Source organism: Bacteroides neonati, from assembly GCF_000499785.1.
In the GTDB taxonomy this organism is placed as follows: Bacteria; Bacteroidota; Bacteroidia; order Bacteroidales; family Bacteroidaceae; genus Bacteroides; species Bacteroides neonati.
The window spans coordinates 526,764-547,399 of record NZ_HG726023.1 but is presented as its reverse complement, the minus strand read 5'-3'; the positions used below and the strand labels follow the sequence as shown (position 1 = coordinate 547,399).

17 protein-coding genes and 1 pseudogene are annotated in these 20,636 nt (G+C 42.0%); 16 read left to right on the top strand and 2 right to left on the bottom strand.

Annotated features, from left to right (window positions below; translation table 11 throughout):
• The first annotated feature begins 456 nt into the window (after positions 1–456).
• The 14 genes and pseudogenes from miaA to TY03_RS14830 all read left to right on the top strand — a co-directional run bounded on the left by miaA (position 457) and on the right by TY03_RS14830 (position 16,587).
• Positions 457–1,377, top strand: coding sequence for a tRNA (adenosine(37)-N6)-dimethylallyltransferase MiaA (gene miaA, locus TY03_RS14895; protein WP_042371309.1), 921 nt, complete (start codon positions 457–459; stop codon positions 1,375–1,377).
• An 82-nt stretch (positions 1,378–1,459) separates the two neighbouring features.
• On the top strand, positions 1,460–2,386 hold the full coding sequence (locus tag TY03_RS14890; protein ID WP_042371440.1) for a diacylglycerol/lipid kinase family protein: 927 nt from the start codon (positions 1,460–1,462) through the stop codon (positions 2,384–2,386).
• A gap of 10 nt (positions 2,387–2,396) precedes the next feature.
• On the top strand, positions 2,397–3,197 hold the full coding sequence (kdsA, locus tag TY03_RS14885; RefSeq protein WP_042371307.1) for a 3-deoxy-8-phosphooctulonate synthase: 801 nt from the start codon (positions 2,397–2,399) through the stop codon (positions 3,195–3,197).
• Positions 3,198–3,297: 100 nt separating this feature from the next.
• Entirely contained in the window at positions 3,298–6,123 is a 2,826-nt protein-coding gene (locus TY03_RS14880) for a M16 family metallopeptidase (protein WP_042371305.1), read from the top strand.
• On the top strand, positions 6,120–7,607 hold the full coding sequence (locus TY03_RS14875; protein ID WP_042371303.1) for a DUF5687 family protein: 1,488 nt from the start codon (positions 6,120–6,122) through the stop codon (positions 7,605–7,607). Before TY03_RS14880 ends, TY03_RS14875 begins: the two co-directional genes overlap by 4 nt.
• A gap of 58 nt (positions 7,608–7,665) precedes the next feature.
• Positions 7,666–8,367, top strand: a complete 702-nt coding sequence (locus tag TY03_RS14870) for an ABC transporter ATP-binding protein (protein WP_042371301.1) — start codon at positions 7,666–7,668, stop codon at positions 8,365–8,367.
• Positions 8,368–8,411: 44 nt separating this feature from the next.
• On the top strand, positions 8,412–9,296 hold the full coding sequence (locus TY03_RS14865; protein ID WP_042371299.1) for a TraB/GumN family protein: 885 nt from the start codon (positions 8,412–8,414) through the stop codon (positions 9,294–9,296).
• A gap of 41 nt (positions 9,297–9,337) precedes the next feature.
• Complete coding sequence (locus TY03_RS14860; RefSeq protein WP_042371298.1) at positions 9,338–9,976, top strand: HAD-IA family hydrolase; 639 nt, start codon at positions 9,338–9,340, stop codon at positions 9,974–9,976.
• 218 nt (positions 9,977–10,194) lie between these two features.
• Entirely contained in the window at positions 10,195–10,512 is a 318-nt protein-coding gene (rplU, locus tag TY03_RS14855; protein ID WP_042371296.1) for a 50S ribosomal protein L21, read from the top strand.
• Between the two features lie 21 nt (positions 10,513–10,533).
• On the top strand, positions 10,534–10,803 hold the full coding sequence (rpmA, locus tag TY03_RS14850) for a 50S ribosomal protein L27 (protein ID WP_042371294.1): 270 nt from the start codon (positions 10,534–10,536) through the stop codon (positions 10,801–10,803).
• A gap of 631 nt (positions 10,804–11,434) precedes the next feature.
• The gene (locus TY03_RS14845; protein ID WP_042371292.1) at positions 11,435–12,148 is read left to right on the top strand and encodes a hypothetical protein; all 714 of its coding nucleotides are present in this window, start codon (positions 11,435–11,437) and stop codon (positions 12,146–12,148) included.
• A gap of 79 nt (positions 12,149–12,227) precedes the next feature.
• Positions 12,228–13,502, top strand: a complete 1,275-nt coding sequence (gene serS / locus TY03_RS14840) for a serine--tRNA ligase (protein ID WP_042371290.1) — start codon at positions 12,228–12,230, stop codon at positions 13,500–13,502.
• A gap of 174 nt (positions 13,503–13,676) precedes the next feature.
• Positions 13,677–14,162, top strand: a pseudogene (locus tag TY03_RS22225) (hypothetical protein); the annotation flags it as partial.
• Between the two features lie 136 nt (positions 14,163–14,298).
• A complete protein-coding gene (locus TY03_RS14830; protein ID WP_042371288.1) occupies positions 14,299–16,587 on the top strand; it encodes a bifunctional dihydroorotate dehydrogenase B NAD binding subunit/NADPH-dependent glutamate synthase in 2,289 nt (762 codons plus the stop codon).
• A gap of 85 nt (positions 16,588–16,672) precedes the next feature.
• On the opposite strand, the gene panD is transcribed toward TY03_RS14830, so the two are convergent.
• Both panD and panC read right to left on the bottom strand, forming a co-directional pair.
• On the bottom strand, positions 16,673–17,026 hold the full coding sequence (gene panD, locus TY03_RS14825; protein WP_042371286.1) for an aspartate 1-decarboxylase: 354 nt from the start codon (positions 17,024–17,026) through the stop codon (positions 16,673–16,675).
• Between the two features lie 21 nt (positions 17,027–17,047).
• Positions 17,048–17,896, bottom strand: a complete 849-nt coding sequence (gene panC / locus TY03_RS14820; protein WP_042371284.1) for a pantoate--beta-alanine ligase — start codon at positions 17,894–17,896, stop codon at positions 17,048–17,050.
• 144 nt (positions 17,897–18,040) lie between these two features.
• On the opposite strand from panC, the gene TY03_RS14815 reads away from it, so the two are divergent.
• Both TY03_RS14815 and TY03_RS14810 read left to right on the top strand, forming a co-directional pair.
• Positions 18,041–18,865 (top strand): glycogen/starch synthase, encoded by an 825-nt coding sequence (locus TY03_RS14815; protein ID WP_042371281.1) that lies wholly within the window; start codon positions 18,041–18,043, stop codon positions 18,863–18,865.
• A gap of 25 nt (positions 18,866–18,890) precedes the next feature.
• Positions 18,891–20,423 carry a DUF4270 domain-containing protein gene (locus tag TY03_RS14810; protein ID WP_042371277.1) on the top strand — a complete coding sequence of 511 codons (1,533 nt, stop codon included), beginning with the start codon at positions 18,891–18,893 and terminating at the stop codon, positions 20,421–20,423.
• Positions 20,424–20,636: the final 213 nt, after the last annotated feature.

The window sequence follows — 20,636 nt, the reverse complement described above, 5'->3', positions numbered from 1 at the left end:
GTGTGAGGGATGATGAGGGAGAATGTTAACCTTTGTATTCTAAAAAAAAAGAAAATAAAAAGAATATATGATTCGGATAAATAAAGTTATATAACCTCCCTAGTCATCCCTCACCCTTCTACTTTTTTTAATCAGAGCTATCTTACTATTTTAAGAATATATTGATTGATTGCCAAAGATAACACCTACGTTTTCGGTATTTAATTGGGTGCCGATTCCCCCATTGTGCTTTCAAAAAGATAGGGTATGGATAAAAAAAAAGGAGCAACGCCTTGCTCCAACCTTTGTTAACCTTAAATCTAATACTATGAAAAACACAGTGCAAAGGTACGCAGTTTTTCGAAACTAGCAAGCTTTGTGTGCGGAAACGGAGTGTTTATAACACCATTTAAGCCTTTTGCATCCTGTTTTCACTTCCTTTTTCATATCTTTGTCATAAACAAAAGACAAGAATCCATGCCGAATTATGATTTAATCGCCATACTGGGCCCTACTGCATCGGGAAAAACGCCATTTGCAACCGCACTGGCTGCTACACTACATACGGAAATTATCAGTGCCGACTCACGCCAAATCTACCGTGGAATGGATCTGGGCACGGGAAAAGACTTGGACGATTATACAGTAAACGGACAACAAATACCTTATCACCTGATCGACATTGCCGATCCGGGCTATAAATACAACGTTTTCGAATATCAACGTGATTTTCTAACCGCATACGAGACTATTAAACAACGGAGCTTACTCCCGATTGTGTGTGGAGGAACCGGTTTATACCTGGAATCGGTACTCAAAGGGTATCGATTGATGCCCGTTCCGGAGAATCCGGAGCTGCGCCAACGGCTGGAAACGAAATCGCTCGAAGAATTAACGAAAACATTGGAGCAATACAAAACGTTACATAACTCAACGGATGTAGATACGGTAAAGCGAGCCATACGAGCCATCGAAATTGAAGAGTACTATAAACTCAACCCGGTGCCCGAACGGGAATTCCCCGCCTTGAACAGCCTCATCATCGGGGTGGATATTGATCGGGAGTTGCGCCGGGAGAAGATAACGCGTAGGCTGAAACAGCGATTAGACGAAGGAATGATCGATGAAGTGCGCCGTTTGCTCGCCGAAGGCATTGCAGCCGATGACTTGATATACTACGGATTAGAATATAAATACCTAACCCTGTATGTCATCGGAAAAATCACATACGAAGAGATGTTCAACGGGCTGGAAGTGGCCATTCATCAGTTTGCCAAACGGCAAATGACCTGGTTCAGGGGAATGGAGCGGCGGGGCTTTACCATTCATTGGGTAGATGCTTTATGGCCTATGGAAGAAAAGATAGCTTTTGTAACAACAAAACTCAGAGAAGTTTAATATCTTTGGCGAAGTGTTTATCGGGCGCAGACGAACACAAGGAAAGATCGAAAACAGAACATACAGGGAAAAGATAAAGAATATGAGTGTAGAACCAGGAAAATGGGGTGTCATTTATAACCCGAAAGCCGGAACACGAAAAGTGCAGAAACGGTGGAAAGAGATAAAAGAGTACATGGATACCAAAGGGGTGTCTTATGACTATGTGCAGTCCGAAGGTTTTGGGTCGGTAGAACGACTTGCCGGCATCCTGGCCAACAATGGATATCGCATCATCGTTGTAGTAGGTGGTGATGGAGCACTCAATGATGCGATCAACGGCATTATGAACTCGAATGCCGAACAAAAAGAGAACATCGCCATCGGTATCATTCCCAACGGTATCGGCAATGATTTTGCCAAATTCTGGGAACTCGATATGGAATACAAGCAGGCCGTAGACTGGATTATAAACAACCGCCGCAAAAAAATCGATGTAGGCTATTGCAGTTTCTTTGATGGTACCGAGCACCAGAAGCGATATTTCCTCAACGCGATCAATATCGGGCTGGGAGCCCGTATTGTGAAAATCACCGATCAGACCAAACGTTTCTGGGGAGTAAAATACCTCTCCTATCTGGCCGCGTTCTTCCTGTTGGTTTTTGAGCGAAGCTTGTATCGTATGCACCTGCGAATTAACGATGAACACATTCGCGGACGCATCATGACCGTATGTGTAGGTAGTGCTTGTGGCTACGGACAAACACCGAGTGCTGTGCCTTACAATGGCTGGCTCGATGTATCGGTTATCTATCGTCCCGAACTCTTACAAACCATGTCGGGGTTGTGGATGCTCATACAAGGGCGTATACTGAATCATAAGGTCGTGAAAAGCTACCGCACCAAAAAGGTAAAGGTGCTACGCGCCAAAAATGCAGCCGTCGATCTGGATGGTAGAATATTGCCCAAACATTTCCCACTCGAGATAGGTATCCTGCCCGAGAAAATTACATTGATTATACCGAATTAATAAACAATTTATGATAGAACTTAAAAACAACCCGGCCGGAAACTTCTTTCTGCTTGCCGGTCCGTGCGTGATAGAAGGAGAAGAGATGGCTATGCGTATTGCCGAACGCGTAATCGGTATTACCGAACGTTTGCAAATACCGTATGTATTTAAAGGGTCTTACCGCAAGGCAAACCGTTCACGCCTCGATTCTTTCACCGGCATTGGAGACGAACAAGCCTTGAAAATATTGAAGAAAGTACACGATACATTCGGAGTACCTACCGTAACCGATATTCATACGGCCGAAGAGGCAGAAATGGCTGCGGCTTATGTCGATATTCTACAAATCCCGGCTTTCCTTTGCCGACAGACCGACTTGCTGGTAGCCGCCGCACAAACAGACAAGGTGGTCAACATCAAAAAAGGCCAGTTCCTTTCTCCACAAGCCATGCGCTTTGCAGCCGACAAGGTAGTAGAAGCAGGAAATAAACAGGTAATGATTACCGAACGTGGAACGACCTTCGGCTATCAGGATCTGATTGTAGATTATCGCGGTATCCCCGAAATGCAAACATTTGGTTTCCCGGTGATACTCGACGTAACACATTCGCTGCAACAACCCAACCAAACAAGCGGTGTAACAGGTGGTATGCCTCAACTGATCGAGACTGTTGCCAAAGCGGGTATAGCAGTTGGAGCCGATGGTTTATTTATCGAAACACACGAAAATCCGGCTATAGCCAAAAGCGATGGAGCCAATATGCTGAAGCTCGATTTATTGGAAGAACTACTGACAAAGCTAGTTCGCATCAGGCAGGCCGTCAAGTAAGACGAACTGATCATTAAATATTTATGCCGGTTTGTGATTTTTCACTTCTTTCCTCCGACTGATGTAGCATTGAACGAATAACTTTTAAAATAAAACGAAAATGAAACATTTATTCCGCGGTTTATTTTTAGCTGCAACAATGATTTGTTGCAGCTTTCAACAAGCAATGGCCCAACAGCAGCTACCTCCTATCCCAGTCGATCCGAACGTACGTATCGGGCAACTCGATAACGGATTGACGTATTACATTCGCAAAAATGCACTTCCGGCCAACCGTGCTGATTTTTATATCGCACAAAAGGTAGGTTCCATTCAAGAAGAGGCTAATCAACGTGGATTGGCTCACTTTCTGGAACATATGTGTTTTAATGGAACAACCCACTTCCCGGGCAACTCTCTGACATCTTATCTGGCAAAGATCGGTGTTAAATTTGGTGAGAACCTCAATGCATATACCGCTATCGACGAAACAGTCTATAATATCTCGAACGTTCCGGTACAAACACCGGGAGCAATCGATTCTTGTTTACTGATTTTGCATGACTGGTCGAACGATTTGTTGCTCGACCCCAAAGAAATCGATAAAGAGCGTGGGGTTATCAACGAAGAGTGGCGTACCCGCATGAGTGCCATGCAACGTTTGCAGGAAAAGTTATTGCCACAGATGTACGAAGGTACAAAGTATGCTACCTGCTTTCCTATCGGAACAATGGATGTGGTGATGAACTTCAAGTATCAAACACTGAAAGACTATTACGAAAAATGGTATCGCCCCGACTTGCAAGGTATTGTGGTAGTAGGTGATATCAACGTTGATGATATAGAGGCTCAAATCAAAAAGATATTTGCCGACATTCCTGCACAGCCCAATGCAGCCAAACGTGAGTATTATCCGGTTAATGATAATAAAGAGCCCATTGTCATCATTGAAAAAGACAAAGAGCAACCGCACATCCAAGTTCTGGTATTCAACAAGCACGAAGCCACTCCCACCGACCAAAAGAACAATATGGGTTACCTCGTTCAAAACTATGCGACTACATTGATAAGCAATATGCTCAATGCTCGCCTGAGCGAACTAGCCCAAACTGCAAACCCTCCCTTTATCTATGCAGGAGCCTATGACTCGGATTTCTTTGTAGCCAAAACGAAGGATGCCTTTACCGGTATCGTTGTTTGTAAAGAAGGAGCGGTGGATAGCGGTATCGCAAGTTTATTGCGCGAAACAGAACGTGCCCGTCAGTTTGGCTTTACCGAATCGGAATATACCCGCGCTCGTGCAGAGTACCTGCGCCAATTGGAGTCGGCCTACAACGAACGCGACAAACGTAAAAACGAAGAATATATCAACGAATATGTTCGTCACTTCCTCGACAAAGAACCGATTCCGGGAATTGAGAATGAGTATGCAATCATCAACCAAGTAGCTCCTGCCATCCCCGTAGCAGCACTTAACCAGATGATGCAAGAGCTAGTTACAGACAGCAACTTGGTTGTTGCCATTCTTGCCCCCGAAAAAGAAGGCATGGTCATCCCGTCGAAAGAAGCGATTCTGAACACGATCAAAGAAGTGAAAAGCGAAAAACTAACTGCTTATGTAGACAAAGTATCGACCGAACCATTGATGGCCGAAAAGCCTAAGGGTGGAAAAATCGTATCAGAAAAAGAGAACAAACAGTTTGGTACAACCGAGTTGACTTTATCAAACGGTGTGAAAGTAATTCTTAAAAAGACCGACTTCAAAGCCGATGAGATACAAATGAAGGGTGTTAGTCTGGGCGGTAGCTCGCTATTCCCCGACTCGGAAATCATCAACATCAAAGAGTTGAACGATGTGATTGGTGTAGGTGGTTTGGGCAACTTTAGCAAAGTAGATCTTGAGAAAGTACTCGCCGGCAAAAAAGCCAGCGTAAAAGCCGGTATAGGAAACCTGACAGAAGCCGTAAACGGTAGCTGTTCGCCCAAAGATTTCGAAACCTTGCTGCAACTGACTTACCTCACATTTACCGCACCACGAAAGGATGTAGATGCATTTACTTCGTACAAAAACCGTGCGAAAGCCAGTTTACAAAATCAAGAACTCAACCCGATGGTTGCCTTTAGCGACTCTATTCAAGCTGCAATCTACAACAAACACCCCAGAGCAATCCGCTTAAAGGCTGATATGGTCGATAAGATTGATTATGACAAGATAATGTCGATGTATCAAGACCGCTTCAAAGATGCAAGCGACTTTACCTTCATCTTTGTAGGCAACGTAGATACGGCCAAGGACAAAGCACTGATTGCCGAATACCTGGGTGCACTACCTGCCATCAACCGCAAGGAAACATTCAAGGACAATAAGATGGATATGCGCAAAGGTATCTATAAGAACGAGTTCATCAAGCAACAGGAGACTCCCAAAACATCGGTACTTGTGTTGTATAACGGCACGTGTAAATATGATTTAAAGAACAGCATCCTGATGGATATGACAAGCCAGATTTTAGACCTTGTTTATACGGAGAAAGTTCGTGAAGAAGCCGGTGGAACCTATGGCGTATATGTAGGTGGCGATATCACCCGTTATCCGAAAGAGAATGCTTACGTGCAGATTATATTTGATACAGCTCCTAGCAAGAAAGCCGAGTTGATGAAAATCATCTTTGCCGAAGCTGATAAGTTGGGAATATCCGGACCATCGGAAGCCAACCTAAGCAAAGTAAAAGAATACATGCTCAAGAAATATACCGAAAACGTGAAAGAGAACAGCTACTGGCTCAAGGCTATCGACGAATACTTACTCACGGGTATGGATATTACCAAAAATTATGAGACAACAATCAATAGTGTCACTGCCAAGGATATACAGAAGTTTGCAGCAGACCTGCTCAAGCAAAAGAACGAAGTGGAAGTGACCATGACAAGCCCTGAGACAAAATGATGCTCTTTAACGAATTACGCAAACATGGCAAATTGGCTGCCAAGCGGCATCCAATGTATGACAAAAACCGCTTCGGCAAGTATTTAATGATTGCCATGTCGATATTTTGGGCAGGTTATCTGGTCTTCTTCGGTATGACCTTTGCATTTGCCCTCGACACCGAAAGCATGGAACCGTATCACCTATTGAATAGTGGGTTGATTTTTGTTCTGGCTATCGACTTTATCATGCGTTTTCCGTTTCAAAAAACACCGACGCAGGAGGTAAAACCTTACCTCCTGCTACCGGTTAAGCGGAATAAAATCATTGATTTCCTGCTCATCCGCTCGGGACTGGATACCTTTAATCTATTCTGGCTTTTCTTATTCGTTCCGTTTGCAATCATCACCCTTCCTAAATACTTCGGCATAATGGGGGTAGTGAGCTATAGCATCGGTATTTGGCTACTCATGGTTTTCAACAACTACTGGTTTTTACTTTGTCGCACCCTGATAAGCGAGCGCATTTGGTGGATCATTTTACCGATAGTAGTCTATGGAGGCATAGCAGCAGCGATTTTTATTCCTAAAGAGAGCCTGTTAGGCGATTTTTTCGTTAATCTGGGCGAAGGATACATTGAAGGAAACCTACTGTTCTTTGGAGGTACCTTGCTGGCCATATTAGTAATGTGGGTAATCAACCGTAAAATCATGTCGGCATTGGCCTATTCGGAGCTAAACAAAACCGAAGACACAAAGGTGAAACATCTGTCGGAGTATAAGTTTCTCGATAAATACGGCGAAGTAGGCGAATATATGCGGTTAGAACTTAAACTCCTATTGCGCAACAAAACGTGTAAACACGGCTTGCGCATGGTGCTTCTCGTAACAGTGGGGTTCAGTTTAGTACTGAGCTTCTCGGATATTTACGACGGCGTATTCATGACCAACTTTATTGCAATCTACAATTTCGCCATTTTTGGTCTCCTTTTCCTATCTACCGTAATGAGCTACGAAGGCAATTACATAGACGGACTGATGAGTCGCAAAGAGTCAATTCTCAGCCTATTGAGAGCCAAATATTATCTCTACAGCATAGGTATGCTGATTCCTCTCGTACTGATGATACCCGCTATTGTGATGGGGAAAATAGCCATATTGATGGCCGTATCATGGGCGATATTCAGCATCGGATTTATCTATTTCGCGCTGTTTCAGTTGGTGGTTTACAACACGAAGACGGTACCGCTTAATGCCAAAATAGGCGTGCGCCAAAACTCAGGAACAGGCTTGCAGAACCTGGTTAGCTTCGCCACGCTGGGACTACCGATTTTGCTGTATTTCGTCTTAAAGTCGATTTTTAATGAAACAGTAAGTCTATACATACTTCTCGTTATCGGCATCGGGTTTATAGCGACTTCGCGTATATGGATAACCAACGTATACAACCGCTTCATGAAACGACGCTACAAAAACATGGAAGGCTTCAGAGACAGCCGCGAATAAGAGTGACTAAAGTGCAAACTTATTCATTCATCATTAACCATTAATCCGTTTATTATACATGATTACAATCAACCAACTTCAAAAGAACTTTGGCGATAAACAAGCCGTTCATATAGAGAACTACACCATCCATCAAGGCGATATGGTGGGATTGGTAGGAAACAATGGAGCAGGAAAAACAACCCTCTTTCGTTTAATGCTGGATCTATTAAAAGCCGATGCAGGCAATGTTACAATCAATCATATTGACGTAAGCCAAAGCGAAGATTGGAAAACAATCACCGGCGCCTTTATCGATGATGGCTTTTTGATTGACTACCTCACTCCGGAGGAGTACTTCTACTTTATCGGTAAAATGTATGGTTTGAAAAAAGAAGAGGTAGACGAACGCTTGCTTCCTTTCGAACGTTTGATGGGTGATGAAGTGATGGGGCAGAAGAAATACATCCGCAACTTCTCAGCAGGAAACAAACAGAAGATCGGTATTATCTCGGCCATGTTGCATTATCCGCAGTTGCTAATACTCGATGAACCGTTCAACTTTCTGGACCCCAGTTCGCAATCAATCATTAAACACCTTTTAAAGAGGTATAACGAGGAACATAATGCAACGGTTATCATCTCGAGTCATAACCTCAATCACACGGTCGACATCTGTCCGCGCATTGCCTTGCTCGAACATGGCGTTATCATTCGCGATATCAACAACGAGGACAACTCGGCTGAGAAAGAACTGGAAGATTACTTCAACGTGGAATAAGCTATATACACGAAAAATCATCTCATTAAAAACACCCAATCAGGATGAAAAAGATTCTCGGACTATTATTATTGATCTGTGCAACACTATCTGTGCAAGCACAGCTTTTGTGGAAAGTATCGGGCAATGGCTTAACGCAGCCCTCGTATATTATGGGCACTCATCACCTATCGCCGTTAAGCATTAAAGACAGCATTGCCGGCATGAAGCAGGCATTGAACGATACGAAACAAGTGTATGGCGAATTACTCATGTCTGAAGTACAAAAACCGGCTATCATGCAGCTCATGCAAAAAGCGATGATTATTGCAAGCGACACTACATTCAAATCGCTCTTTACGCCCGAAGAGTATGACATGATCAACAAATACAGCAAAGAGAATTTAATGTTCGATATTGCCATGATGCCCAAAGTTAAACCCGCTTTCCTATCCAATAACCTGATAGTGATTCTATACATGAAACACGTAGGCGGCTTTAATCCGCAAGAACAACTCGATACATATTTCCAAACGTTGGCAACCGGTAATGGGAAAAAAGTAGGAGCCCTGGAGACTCCCGAGTTTCAGTTCAACTTGCTATACAATGGAAGTTCACTCACCCGGCAAGCTCAGTCGTTGTTATGCATGTTAAACAACATCGACAAAAATATTGATCAGATGAAGAGGCTGACAGCTTATTATAATGCACAAGATTTGGATGCCATGTATAAACTTTCGGAAGAACTGCAAGGAGATGAATGCGATCCGCTACCCGGTGAGAAAGAAGCGATGATTAATCATCGGAATAAAGATTGGGCAAAAAAGCTACCAACCATCATGAAAGAGGCTCCGACCTTTATTGCAGTAGGAGCACTACACCTACCGGGGAAAGAAGGATTACTCAATTTACTCGAACAACAAGGATATAAAATAGAAGCTGTAAAATAGCCCTGATTCAGGGTTATTTTTACAGCTAAAACAGATCAAGAATGAAGTACACGACATATTTATTTGACTTCGACTATACATTGGCAGACTCTTCGAAAGGTATCGTTACTTGCTTCCGGATCGTACTCGATCGGCATCAATATACCGATGTATCAGACGAGGCGATTAAACGGACTATTGGCAAAACACTCGAAGACTCTTTTTCTATCCTAACAGGTGTCAAAGACCCCGAAACACTGGCTGCCTGGCGAAAAGAGTACTCGATCGAATCGGCCAAATACATGAACAAAAATACGTTCTTTTTTCCCGAGACCATAACAACACTCACCGAGCTTAAAAAGCAAGGAGTACGTATCGGGATTATTTCAACGAAGTATCGCCACATGATTGTGAGCTACCTCAAAGAGAGTCAGGCAGAGGAGTGGTTCGACTTGATTATAGGCGGAGAAGATGTAAGTCGCCACAAGCCACATCCCGAAGGACTGTTGCTAGCCATAGAGCAATTGCAGGCCACTCCGTCAAAGACACTCTATATAGGCGATAGCACTGTCGATGCGGAAACTGCCGCCGCAGCAAATATTGATTTTGTCGGAGTGACCAACGGAATTACAACCGATAAAGAGCTGAAAGCGTATCCTCACAAGAAAATTGTCGATAATCTTACAGGAGTATTAAAATAGCGATGGTGCAACTTACCTCTACATCTGGAACTATTTGCGTCATACGTATTTCCTTGTAAGAGAGCATTCTTTTCTGAAAAAAAGAAAGAAATATTTGCTCTTAACGAATAAATGCACTACTTTTGTGCCCTGATTATTCCGCACCGGGTTCAACCAAGTGTTCTCTAAGTGATTAAAGACCACCCGACGGAGCTAACTTACATTACTATACATAACAAATGTACGCAATTGTAGAAATCAATGGCCAACAGTTCAAAGCTGAAGCCGGAAAGAAAATGTTTGTTCACCACATCCAAGATGCTGAGAATGGTGCAACAGTAGAATTCGACAAAGTTCTTTTAGTAGACAAAGACGGAACAATCACCGTAGGTGCTCCTACAGTAGAAGGTGCTAAAGTCGTTTGCCAAATCGTTTCTAACCTTGTAAAAGGTGACAAAGTAATCGTTTTCCACAAGAAAAGAAGAAAAGGTTACAGAAAACGCAACGGTCACCGTCAGCAATTTACAGAAGTAACAATCACAGAAGTAGTAGCTTAATCAATTAAAAAGTAAAAAGAAATGGCACATAAAAAAGGAGTTGGTAGTTCTAAGAACGGCCGTGAATCTCATAGCAAAAGATTAGGCGTAAAGATATTTGGTGGCGAAGTTTGCAAAGCAGGCAACATCATCATCCGCCAGAGAGGTACAGAATTCCACCCAGGTGAAAACATGGGAATGGGTAAAGACCATACTCTTTTCGCATTAGTAGACGGAACAGTAAGCTTCAAAGTAGGTAAAGGCGACAAACGCTCTTGCTCTATTATTCCACTCGAAAGCACAGAAGCATAAGTTTCTAAACAAATACAAAAAAGAAGGAGATGTAATCACGTGTGATTACATCTCCTTTCTTTTTTTGCCAAACGGGGTTAAATAAAGCTAAAATAAAATAAGCAGCATCCAATAAAACATTATTTAATATATATTTGCATATAGCCCAAATATAAATCTCTATATGAAAACCTTATTATCAATTTTGATATGTGTAGTCTTATTGAGTGCATGTATTACTCGAGATGAACCCCCTGTTATCACTAATGAAATCCATTGTAATGACAATGCTAAAACCCAAACATTAACATTGCAAACAAAAAGGCTCAACAAAGAACACTACCAGCCTCAAACAAGAAGACCTCGATTTTTCAAGCGATTATTATCTGTCCTATATTCAGATGCCTGTGGATACTCATGGGGAAGAAGATCTAATTTAGATTAAAGGCTTACACTTGTATCCGCCGCAGTATCCTCAGTTGCAACAGCCATTAAAAGAGTCGATACCATACATTGGGAATATAGACGATAAAGAAAAAGTAAGATCTTTTAGCATACAGATAAACAAACAAATTGACGATTTATCAATCAGTTCAGAAAAAGCGGATTACTTAAAATCGATATTATCAATTGCAGAAAACAGCTACTCTCTATGGACAACTGTAGAATAACAGAATACATCAGTCACTGTAAGCAAGTAATCTCGTTCTTGGGCTTACTTACTTACAGCTGCTACATTCTGGCACAACCACTTCCTTTTTCTGAAGATAGTACAGCAAAGAAGCAAATACTCATCCTTCACGCCGGTATCGGATTCAGCCCAAGTGCCTCTAATAAAGGGGAGTCTATCTGGGAAGATGCCGATAACAAAAGTACTAGCGGACTTTCTTACTCTTTCAGGCTCATGAGCTATTCTCAGAAAAAAGTCATTGGATATGGAGTTTACTTTTACGACTTCACACACCATAAAAATCACTATTTATCTAATCAGCTTATTCAAGCAAAAGAAAACACAAGAATAACCTATGTTGCCCCCCAAATTTCTTTCATAAAGAGAGAGACAGCATTTGCTAACTGCTTTGGATTAATTGACTTTGGTATTGGCTATTTGCGATACATAAGCGATACTCAGTTTAAACTAAGTGACGCATATAAAGCCGAATACTCTGGAATTTGTATCAACCTCAATATCGGATACGAATATGCTTTTGCCAAGTACTGGGGAGCAAAAATAGAAGCAGGTGCTATATATGCTCCCATAAAGCCAAGAAATAAGTATTCTTCGTTAAATAATACACTGCAATCAAGGAGCAGAATAAATTTATTTCTACCTTCTTTGCAAATAGGCTTATCCTATTATTTATAATAAGCCTTATTTTACCTTCAATCATTTTTATTTGTATCTTTGTGCTCTTAAACTGATAAGTTCATTAAAAGTCATAGATATGCTTACCATTAAACAGATTACAGAAAACACAGACGCGGTGCTCCGCGGTCTGGAAAAGAAGCGCTTCAAAGGTGCGCCCGAAACGATTGCACAAGTAATCGAAGTCAACGACAAAAGACGTAATGCACAAAATGAATTAGACAAGAACCTGGCAGAGGTAAACTCGCTTTCGAAAACCATCGGACAACTAATGAAAGAAGGCAAGAAAGAGGAAGCCGAAACTGCCCGGGCTCGTGTTGCCGAACTCAAAGAAGCCAACAAAGTATTCGATGAAGCGATGAGCAATGCTTCTACCGAATTGCTGAATCTGCTTTACACAATCCCCAACATACCATACGAAGAGGTGCCCGAAGGAGTCTGTGCAGAAGACAATATTGTTGCAAAGATGGGCGGAATGGAAACCGAATTGCCTACAGATGCTCTTCCTCACTGGGAGCTCACACAAAAATACGATCTGGTCGATTTTGATTTGGGCGTTAAGATCGCCGGTGCCGGTTTTCCGGTATACAAAGGTAAAGGCGCTCAGCTTCAGCGTGCACTTATCAATTTCTTCTTGGACGAAGCACGCAAATCGGGTTATCTCGAAATCATGCCTCCGACAGTGGTCAATACGGCATCAGGATACGGAACCGGTCAACTTCCCGACAAAGAAGGACAGATGTATCATTGTGAAGTAGATGATCTCTATTTAATACCGACGGCAGAAGTTCCTGTGACCAACATTTACCGGGATGTTATACTCGACGAAAAACAATTGCCAATTAAGAACTGTGCCTACACACAGTGCTTCCGTCGCGAAGCAGGTTCTTATGGTAAAGATGTACGAGGGCTCAATCGCTTACACGAATTTGCCAAAGTAGAGCTAGTTCGCATTGACAAACCCGAACACTCTCGTGAGTCGCATCAAGAAATGTTGAACCATGTAGAGGGTCTGTTGCAGAAGCTGGAACTCCCCTATCGTATTCTCCGCTTATGTGGTGGCGATATGAGCTTTACAGCAGCACTTTGTTTTGACTTTGAAGTATATTCGGAAGCACAGAAACGCTGGTTGGAGGTTAGTTCCGTATCGAACTTTGATACGTATCAAGCCAATCGCCTGAAATGTCGTTATCGCAATGCAGATAAGAAAACAGAACTTTGCCACACATTAAATGGCTCCGCTTTGGCCTTGCCACGTATTGTGGCCGCATTGCTTGAAAATAACCAGACACCCGAAGGTATTCGAATTCCAAAAGCATTGGTACCTTACTGCGGTTTCGATATCATCGATTAATCATTTCGAAATACAGCCTCTTGCAAAGATGAAGCCCATCTACTGCAAGAGGTATTTTTATAGATATCAGAAAAATAATACCATGACAAAAAAGCGTTGCTTTACCTTTAGCATTTATCGGTATCATGTTCTTTGCAATCGGCTTCACATTGGGTATTAACTCGTTTCTTATATTTGTTTCTACCTTTCTACGTAATTATCGCTATCTTTATTGTACTTGGACTTATCTCGCTGATATCTCCGCTACCCGAAGTAAAAGCTGCCGGTGAAGACTTCAACGATAAAGTATCATCTTTAGTCCTAAATACATTAGCCAAGCTACAGCATTGAAAATTGGTTCGACCGTTGCCATTGTTGGCTCGTTGCCGGTTGTTCTTACACCAGCCGATCTTTCTATTTATTGCCTGGCATTATTGGCATTGGGCTATTCCCTGATGTGACCTGCTCTATGGTCTTTGGTAATGGCCGATTTAAGTCAATTGACCAAAGCAGGATCATCGCTTCTTATCATGGCTATGGTAGGTGGCGCAGTAATGCCTACCCTGTTTGGCTTATTCAAAGAGATGGCCGGAGCACAAAATGCTTACTGGATTTATTTGCCTTGCTTCTTGTTTATTGTTTACTCACGGAATAGCCGGATACAAAATCAGAACTAAATAACAGTAATTGATCATCATTTAAATACTTTTTCGGGAGATTTATTACTTTTCTTTTATATTTCCCAAAATAGCCATATCTTTGTGAAAATATCATTCTGATAGTAGTTGCGTAATCTATCTAACAAATTAATTATATAATGAACAAAATCATTAGCAAGGAACATTTCTCAGAGAAAGTATTTAAACTGGAGATTGAGGCCCCGTTGATTGCGAAATCACGTAAAGCAGGTCATTTTGTAATCGTCCGTGTGGGCGATAAAGGAGAACGTATGCCGCTGACTATTGCCGGTGCCGACGTTAAAAAAGGAACAATTACCCTCGTTGTACAGGAGGTGGGATTATCATCGACACGCCTGTGCGAATTGAAGGTAGGAGACTATATCACTGACGTAGTAGGCCCTTTGGGACAAGCTACTCACATTGAAAACTTCGGTACCGTAATTTGTGCAGCCGGTGGCGTAGGTACTGCACCGATGCTCCCCATTGTACAAGCTTTGAAAGCAGCCGGCAACCGGGTAATCTCCGTTTTGGCAGGCCGCAGCAAAGATTTAATCATTCTTGAAAAGGAAATTCGTGAAAGCTCGGACGATGTAATCATTATGACAGATGATGGTTCGTACGGACAAAAAGGATTGGTTACGGAAGGTGTAGAAGAGGTTCTTAAACGCGAAAAAGTAGACAAATGCTTTGCCATCGGTCCGGCCATCATGATGAAGTTCGTTTGCTTACTGACAAAAAAATATGAAATTCCAACCGACGTTTCATTGAATACCATTATGGTAGATGGTACGGGTATGTGCGGAGCTTGTCGTATAACCATCGGTGGAAAAACTAAATTTGTTTGTGTAGATGGTCCGGAGTTCGATGGACATCAGGTAGATTTCGACGAAATGTTGAAGCGTATGGGTGCTTTCAAAAGCATCGAACGCGAAGAGATGACCAAACTCGAGGAGCATTGCGAAGCTGTCAAAGAAAACGACGAGAACAGTCGTAACGCACCTTGGCGCGAAGAATTACGTAAATCGATAAAGGCTAAAGAGCGCTCAAATATCGAACGCTGCCACATGAACGAGCTAGATGCGGAATACCGTTCGCACAGCCGTAAAGAAGAAGTGAATCAGGGACTGACGAAGGAACAAGCCATGACCGAAGCCAAACGCTGTCTGGATTGCGCCAATCCCGGTTGCATGGAAGGCTGTCCGGTAGGTATCGATATTCCTCGTTTCATCAAGAACATCGAGCGTGGCGAGTTCTTGGAAGCTGCTAAAACCTTAAAAGAAACAAGTGCCCTGCCGGCTGTATGCGGCCGTGTATGTCCGCAGGAAAAGCAGTGCGAAGCCAAATGTATTCATTTAAAAATGAATAAAGAGGCTGTTGCTATTGGTCACTTGGAACGCTTTACTGCTGATTACGAACGCGAAAGCGGACAGATTTCCGTACCGACCATTGCCGAAAAGAATGGAATCAAAGTAGCTGTTATCGGCTCTGGTCCTGCCGGACTATCATTTGCCGGCGACATGGCAAAGTACGGATATGACGTAACAGTATTTGAAGCATTGCACGAGATTGGTGGTGTATTGAAATACGGAATTCCCGAGTTCCGCCTACCCAACAAAATTGTAGATGTTGAGATAGGAAATCTGGCGCAGATGGGTGTTAAGTTCATCAAAGACTGTATTGTAGGAAAAACAATCGGTGTGGAGGATCTGGAAGCAGAGGGATTCAAAGGAGTATTTGTAGCTTCGGGAGCGGGTCTTCCTAACTTCATGAATATTCCGGGAGAGAACTCGATCAACATCATGTCATCCAACGAATACCTCACTCGTGTGAACCTGATGGATGCTGCCAGCCCCGATTCAGATACCCCGGTCTCTTTCGGTAAGAATGTAGCTGTGATTGGTGGCGGCAATACAGCCATGGACTCCGTACGTACGGCAAGACGCCTTGGTGCCGAACGCGCCATGATTATCTATCGTCGTTCGGAAGAAGAAATGCCTGCTCGTTTGGAAGAAGTAAAACATGCCAAAGAAGAAGGAATCGAATTCTTGACACTGCACAACCCGATCGAATATCTGGCAGATGAGCAAGGACGCGTTAAGCAAGTTGTATTGCAAAAGATGGAGCTTGGCGAACCCGATGCTTCGGGTCGTCGCAGTCCGATTGCCATTCCGGGCGCTACCGAAACAATTGATATTGATTTGGCAATTGTCAGTGTAGGTGTGTCTCCAAACCCGATCGTTCCCAGCTCAATAAAAGGGCTTGAAGTTAGTCGCAGAGGAACCATCACGGTCAACGAACAGATGCAATCATCGATACCTACTATTTATGCAGGTGGAGATATTGTTCGTGGAGGTGCTACTGTTATTCTCGCTATGGGAGATGGACGTAAAGCTGCTGCTGCAATGAATGAGCAGTTAAAAGGCTAAGAATACAGCTGGTTAGATAAAAAAAGAATCCCGTTTACGATTTGTAAACGGGATTCTTTTTTTATTCTATAAACATTCATTCTTTCTACTTCACCACACTATTTGTAGCCGGGTCGGGAAATATCACCGAAGGTTTAAATAGTTTAGCTTCTTCAAAATCCAATAACGCATAAGACATAATGATAACGATATCATCCGGTTGAACCTTACGGGCGGCAGCACCGTTAAGACATATTTTACCGGAACCGCGCTCTCCTTTAATTATGTACGTCTCAAAACGTTCACCGTTATTATTATCGACAATGTATACTTTTTCACCTGCAATCATATTTGCAGCATCTAGCAAGTCCTCATCAATCGTAATACTACCCATGTAGTTGAGATTAGCCTCTGTCACACGAGCACAATGGATTTTTGACTTCAACACTTCAATCATCATAAGGATTGGTCTTTTTTTAGTTTAAATCTCTTTGTATTTTATATTATCAATCAGTCGAACATCGCCACAGAATACTGTTATACAGCCTACCACATACGATGTTTCATCCCAGCTACCAATCTTCTGCAAGGTATTTCCGTCTACGATTTCGAAATACTCAAGGCGCAATCCCGGTGCAGCATCAATAGCATCTTCTACCATTTTCTGTGTTTCACTCACCGCGTGAGTGGCAGCAAAGGTACGACTTTTAAATAAAGTTCGAGATATATTTAATGCATTTTCACGTTCTTCTTTGGACAGACGGGCATTGCGACTACTCATAGCCAATCCGTCTACTTCACGGATAATCGGACAACCGACGATTTCAATCTTTAATTGCATCTGCCGAACCATCTCACGAATAATTGCCAATTGTTGAAAATCTTTCTCGCCAAAGTAAGCCCGATCGGGACGTACGGCATCGAACAATTTACTAACAATTTGACAAACTCCGTTAAAATGGCCGGGACGGAAAGCTCCTTCCATGACTGTATCCAAAGGAGCATAAGTAAACTCACGGGTATCTGGCTGCGGATACATTTCTTCGACCGAGGGTGCAAAAACAAAGTTGGCACCACACGATTCCAGCAACTGACAATCGGCTTTTAAGGTACGGGGATATTTCTCCAGATCATTTTTATCATTAAACTGAGTAGGGTTCACAAAAACACTTACAACCGTTACTTCATTCTCACTAACGCTACGTTTCACAAGCGATGCATGTCCTGTGTGCAATGCGCCCATGGTAGGTACCAGCCCCACTTTCTTACCCAAGATCTTCAATGCCGAAAGCTCAGCCTGTAGATCTTTGATGGTATGTATTACTTCCATTATTCTTAAATAGGTTTATGATTCTTCGTTGTTTGCAAAAACTCTGCAAAATAAACTAATATTTACCATATAAAGAAAGATTATGCTGTTTAATGCCCGTTTTTTTTTGTATCTTTGCAGAATATTTACGAGAACGAGTGCATTATGACAAAGGCGAACAAGGTTTTATTTATTACTCAGGAGATTACTCCCTACGTTTCAGAATCTGAAATGGCTAACATTGGTAGAAACTTACCACAAGCCATTCAGGAAAAAGGCAGAGAAATCCGTACTTTTATGCCCAAATGGGGAAACATCAATGAACGAAGAAATCAACTACATGAGGTAATACGTTTATCTGGTATGAATTTGATTATTGACGATACGGATCACCCGCTAATTATAAAAGTAGCTTCCATTCAATCTGCACGTATGCAGGTATATTTCATTGATAATGATGATTATTTTCAAAACAGACTACAAACATGCGATGAGAACGGTGTGGAATACGACGACAATGACAGTCGCGCTATTTTCTATGCAAGAGGTGTTTTAGAAACAGTGAAAAAGCTTCGCTGGTGTCCGGATGTTATTCACTGCCATGGTTGGATGACCGCTTTGGCACCACTTTATATAAAGAAAGCATATAAAGATGAACCTTCATTCCGTGATGCAAAAGTAGTCTTTTCACTTTACGAAGACGATTTCAAAAGTACCCTTAGTGATGATTTTTCTACGAAGTTATTGCTAAAAGGTATTTCAAAAAAAGACGTAGCTTCATTGAAAGAACCGGCAGATTTTGCTGCCCTTTGCAAACTGGCCGTCGATTATTCGGACGGTGTTATACAGAACAGCGAAAAGGTAAACGAAGAAGTTATGAATTACGCCCGTGAATCGGGCAAACTGGTACTCGACTATCAAACTCCCGATACTTATGCAGAAGCTTGTAACGAGTTTTATGATAAGGTGTGGGAAACAGAACAAAAATAAACAGTTGAACTAAGAAACAACGATCATGAAACTAAAATATGCATGGGCAGCGTTAATCGCTCTTACTATCTTCGGATGTGATGACAACACCGGTTCGCTGGGCTTAAATATGTTTCCGGACAGCGATCAGAATATCAAAGGACATTTAACAACCTTTGATGTAACAACCCAATCCGAACTCTCCGGAAAAGTGTTTGCCAAAACAAGCATCGGATATGTTGGTAAGTTTACCGATCCGTATTTCGGCTTTTACGAAGCCGGCTTTCTGACTCAATTGCATTGCACGGAAAACATGACTTTCCCAACTATATATAGCGCAGAGAATCCTACCGGAGTTATGGTAAAGGATGAAATTTATCTGGCTGAGTTGGTTCTTTCTTATTCCACCTATTTTGGAGATTCTCTGAACGCTTGCCGAATGAGCGTGTACGAGCTTGACAAAGATTTGAATAAAGACGCAGCACTTTATACCAATATTGATCCTGCCGAATACTATAATGCCTCAACCGGTTTACTCGGTCGGAAAGCTTATAGTGCCGTAGATTTGTCTATCAGCGATTCAATCCGTAAATTGAAGGAATTTTATCCATCTGTACGAGTACCTCTTCCTAAAAGTCTTGGAAACAAGATATATAAAGCCTGTAAAGATGCTGGTAAAGATGGACTTAGCAATGCTGATTTCCAGAAAATTTTCAAAGGTATTTATGTAAAAAGCGATTACGGCGACGGTAGCGTTTTATATGTAGATCAGATTGAACTAAACATTGCTTATGAAGTTTATGTAAAAGATAGTACCAATACGAAAGTACTGAAGAAAAAATACGAAAAAGATGAGCAGGGAAATCTTAAAGACTCGACAGCTTATGGCAGACGTTTGTTTGTTGCGACAAAAGAAATAATCCAGGCAAATCAATTCAAGAGCGATAAGAACCTTATCAAAGAACGCCAGGAAGAGACACAATGGACATATTTGAAAACACCTGCCGGCATTTACACACAAGCAAGCTTACCTCTGAAGGAAATTGAGACGCAACTAAGTAAAGATACAATTAATGCAGTAAAACTGGCCTTTACAAATTATAATCAAACCAATGATTATAATAAGTATGAATTCAGCATGAGTGCGCCAACCCATGTATTATTGGTACGTGAAAAAGATAAAGAAACGTTCTTTGAGAAGAATGAAATAACAGACAATATAACTTCCTATTATTCTCAACACAACAGTCTAGGAACCAATCAATATGTTTTCCCGAATATAACCAAACTAGTATCTGCTTGTTTGGCAGAAAAAGAAGAAGCTCGCAAAAAGGCCGGAGTAGCATGGGACGAAGACGAATGGTTGAAAGAAAACCCGTCTTGGAACAAAGTAGCTTTGATTCCTGTTGTTATTCAGTTTAACACCTCGACCAACCCTCCCCAAGTTATCAGCATACAGAATGATCTGAAACCGGGCTATGCAAAATTGAAAGGTGGGAAAGATGGTCTTAATCCTGAAAATAAGGAGAACAAATTGAAATTAGAGGTTATCTACACTTCGTTCAACGGTACAAAATAAGAGATATAAGCCATTATAAAAAGTGCTGAAGAAGGAAGTATCCTTATACAGTATTAATATGTTTAGCCCGGCTATTGCTTTTATGAAGCAATAGCCGGGCTAAACATATTAATACTAAAAATACCGTTGTTGATTTTCTGCCGGACGACTGCGAAAAGCGGATCGATCACGCGGTATAAAAAAATGTAATCACACCCCTTGCTTCACCAGCCA